This is a genomic window from Pseudomonas sp. 05T35, assembly GCF_056396605.1.
The window spans coordinates 1-3,717 of the sequence record NZ_JBFTLU010000523.1 but is presented as its reverse complement, the minus strand read 5'-3'; the positions used below and the strand labels follow the sequence as shown (position 1 = coordinate 3,717).

3 protein-coding genes and 1 pseudogene are annotated in these 3,717 nt (G+C 56.3%); 2 read left to right on the top strand and 2 right to left on the bottom strand.

Features of this window, described 5'->3' with window-relative positions:
- Positions 1-125 precede the first annotated feature (125 nt).
- Together AC1DH9_RS26525 and rpoS are read left to right on the top strand one after the other, a co-directional pair.
- The gene (locus tag AC1DH9_RS26525; RefSeq protein WP_427544631.1) at positions 126-983 is read left to right on the top strand and encodes a peptidoglycan DD-metalloendopeptidase family protein; all 858 of its coding nucleotides are present in this window, start codon (positions 126-128) and stop codon (positions 981-983) included.
- A gap of 105 nt (positions 984-1,088) precedes the next feature.
- On the top strand, positions 1,089-2,093 hold the full coding sequence (rpoS, locus tag AC1DH9_RS26520) for an RNA polymerase sigma factor RpoS (protein WP_019692114.1): 1,005 nt from the start codon (positions 1,089-1,091) through the stop codon (positions 2,091-2,093).
- A 580-nt stretch (positions 2,094-2,673) separates the two neighbouring features.
- Here rpoS and AC1DH9_RS26515 read toward each other — a convergent pair.
- Together AC1DH9_RS26515 and AC1DH9_RS26510 are read right to left on the bottom strand one after the other, a co-directional pair.
- Positions 2,674-2,787: pseudogene (locus tag AC1DH9_RS26515) on the bottom strand (4Fe-4S dicluster domain-containing protein); the annotation flags it as partial.
- 143 nt (positions 2,788-2,930) lie between these two features.
- The coding region (locus AC1DH9_RS26510; protein WP_477809095.1) for a MutS-related protein at positions 2,931-3,717 on the bottom strand (787 nt) is incomplete at its 5' end.

Genomic DNA, 3,717 nt, shown 5'->3' with positions numbered 1-3,717 from the left:
GCAAACGTGTGCGTGTGTCGATTGTACTTTGCCGACGGTAAAGCCCGAACGGCCAGTTATACTTGCGACATTTCATGCCTGAATACGGCGATATTTATCTTCAACCACCACAAAGGGAGCGGCGGGTGAGTCTCACAGTCATTGCGCAGCGTATCGGTACAACAAGCTTTCAGCGCCTGGTGACTGGCCTTGTCTTGAGTTCCTTGTTGGTCGGTTGCTCCAGCACGCGTTCAAGCGATGTGCGAGTGGTCGATCGTAATAACGCGGCGGCCCAACGCCCCGCAGTAACCACCGGMCAATACGTGGTCCGTCGCGGCGATACCCTGTTCTCGATCGCGTTTCGCTACGGCTGGGACTACAAGGCCCTGGCGGCACGCAACAACATTCCTACGCCTTACACAATCCATCCAGGTCAGACGATTCGCTTCGATGGGCGCTCCGGTTCAACGCCGACAGAGGTGGTGACCCCGTCCGGAACAATCGCTTCTCCTTCGAGCAAATTTACCGTAACCCGGGGGCCAGCCTCGGGTGCGACCACCGCGAAACAGACGGCTGCACCGTCCGTCGCAAACAAGCCGGCACCTGCGCCACTGCCTCCGGCAGGGCCTGCGCCGACAGGCTGGGGATGGCCATCCAACGGCATTTTGATTGGAAAATTCTCTTCAAACGGTAGTTTGAATAAAGGAATTGATATCGCCGGGGATTTGGGACAGCCTGTTTTAGCTGCGTCTGATGGGACGGTGGTTTACGCCGGGAGTGGCTTGCGGGGCTACGGCGAATTGGTCATCATCAAACACAGCGATACCTACGTCAGTGCCTACGGTCACAACCGCAGGCTGTTGGTTCGGGAGGGGCAGCAGGTCAAAGTCGGACAGACAATTGCCGAAATGGGGTCAACGGGTACAGACCGGGTGAAACTGCATTTTGAGATTCGCCGACAAGGTAAACCTGTAGATCCGCTGCAATTCCTGCCACGTCGTTGATTTGTTACCAGCCTGTTCCGTCACGTAGAGGGAACAGGCTCCAGCGTTGCCAAGGATAAAGGCGTCGCTTGAGCTTGAGGTCGAACTCACCAAAGGACTATAACAATGGCTCTCAGTAAAGAAGTGCCGGAGTTTGACATCGACGATGAGGTTCTCCTGATGGAGACCGACGTCGCATCGGACGAGATGTCGAATGAAGGATCAGCTACGCCTTCAGTTCGCGCCAAATCCAGGCACTCCGCAACACTCAAGCAGCATAAGTACATCGACTACACCCGAGCGCTCGATGCTACCCAGTTGTACCTCAACGAAATCGGCTTTTCCCCCTTGTTGTCACCGGAAGAAGAAGTTCATTTTGCGCGACTGTCGCAAAGTGGCGATCCGGCTGGGCGCAAACGCATGATTGAAAGCAACTTGCGGCTGGTGGTGAAAATCGCCCGACGCTATGTCAATCGTGGACTGTCGCTGCTCGACCTGATCGAAGAGGGCAACCTCGGACTGATCCGGGCAGTGGAAAAGTTCGACCCGGAGCGCGGCTTCCGCTTTTCGACCTACGCGACCTGGTGGATCCGCCAGACCATCGAGCGTGCAATCATGAATCAGACCCGGACTATCCGGCTGCCGATTCATGTGGTGAAAGAGCTCAACGTCTACCTTCGGGCAGCACGGGAGCTGACGCAAAAGCTCGATCATGAACCCTCACCCGAAGAAATCGCCAACCTGCTGGAAAAGCCGGTAGGAGAGGTCAAGCGCATGCTGGGCCTGAACGAGCGGGTTTCTTCGGTCGACGTCTCGCTGGGTCCGGATTCGGATAAAACCCTGCTGGACACCCTCACTGATGACCGACCTACCGATCCTTGTGAGCTGCTTCAGGATGATGACCTGTCGCAGAGCATCGATCAGTGGCTCTCGGAGCTGACGGACAAACAGCGCGAAGTGGTGATCCGCCGCTTCGGCCTGCGCGGCCACGAGAGCAGTACGCTGGAAGACGTAGGCCTGGAGATTGGCCTGACCCGTGAACGGGTCAGACAGATTCAGGTTGAAGGTCTGAAACGCCTGCGGGAAATCCTTGAGAAGAATGGCCTGTCGAGCGAGTCGCTGTTCCAGTAGCAGGAGCGCGTTCGCCTGATAACAATAAGCCCCGTCTGTTTCGGGGCTTTTTGTTATTCGTACAATTGATGTGCTGTTTAACCTTTCCTGAAGCTGCTCGGACTCTTTCGCAGGTTAGCGTAAGCCATGGCTTACTCTTTCGTAAGTGTTCGGGTTTTCTACCGTGTAGTGGTCGTCTATCTTTGTTGGCTGGATTGGATAACTGATTGATTTATAATAATATTTTTTATTATTAAACATGTCGTTTCACCCTGATTTGCTCTTGGCAGGCGATTGCTCTTGCCGGGGAACTCTTTAATATCAACCCTGTGTCGACGGATAGACACAGCCATCAAGGATGATGGTCAAGGAACATCGCAGGGACGTGATTCATCAGGACGATGAAAAGGAACACAAGGAATAGGGAAAAAATGTGGGCGGGTCATACCGCCCCTTTTTTTTTGCCCGTAGAAAAGGGTCGTAACCCCCTCAAACGCAAAAAGCCCCGCAAGGGGCCTTTTGGGAGCGCAGCTCAAGAGCGCGGCACTGATCAGCGAACGAGGTCTTTGATCTTGCCTTTAACGCCATCAAACTCTGCCGCATCCGGGTGAATCACCAGGAAGTTCGGGCCTTCGTAAAAGCGGTCCACCGGACACACTTCTACGCAGTCGGTGTACTTGCACTTGATGCAGTTGTCGGTGACGACGAAGGTCATTTCTAATTCTCTCCTCAGGCGGCGGCGTGCTGCGCCCCTTCACGGTGGGGTCGCCAGGTTTGGGAGCGATAGTCTGCAGACCAGGCTATTTGCCTGCAGCATCCCAAACCGCGCGAGATTCTAACAGCTTGCAGGCAAGTGCGTTAGATCCGTGTCTTTAATGTATAGAGCATTTCGAGCGCCTTACGCGGAGTCATGTCATCCAGATTAAGCTTGGCGAGTTCATCGAGCACTGGATGCGGCAGGCTGGCGAACATATCGCTCTGCTGCGGCGCGACCTGTTTGCCTTTGCTTGGCTGCACCGTTTCGTGAGGCAGAGCGGTGGCTTCCAGTCGACCCAGATGCTCGCGAGCCCGCAGGATCACTTCGGTGGGGACGCCGRCCAGTTGCGCAACCGCCAATCCGTAGCTCTGGCTGGCAGGGCCAGGCAGTACGTGGTGGAGGAATACGATGCGCTCGTTGTGCTCGGTGGCATTGAGGTGGACGTTGGCCACCAGCGGCTGGCTTTCCGGCAGTACCGTCAGCTCGAAGTAGTGGGTGGCGAACAGCGTATAAGCGCGCAGCTGCGCCAGGCGCTCGGCTGCTGCCCAGGCCAGCGACAGACCGTCGAAGGTGCTGGTACCGCGGCCGACCTCGTCCATCAGCACCAGGCTGCGTTCGGTGGCGTTGTGCAGGATGTTCGCGGTTTCGCTCATCTCGACCATGAAGGTCGAACGACCACCGGCCAGGTCATCGCTGGAGCCGATCCGGGTGAAAATCCGGTCCACCAGCGACAATTCGCAGCTGGCGGCAGGCACGAAGCTACCGATATGCGCCAGCAGCACGATCAGCGCGGTTTGCCGCATATAAGTGGATTTACCGCCCATGTTCGGGCCGGTAATCACCAGCATCCGCGTGCTGTCGTCCAGGCTCAGGTCGTTGGCCACGAAC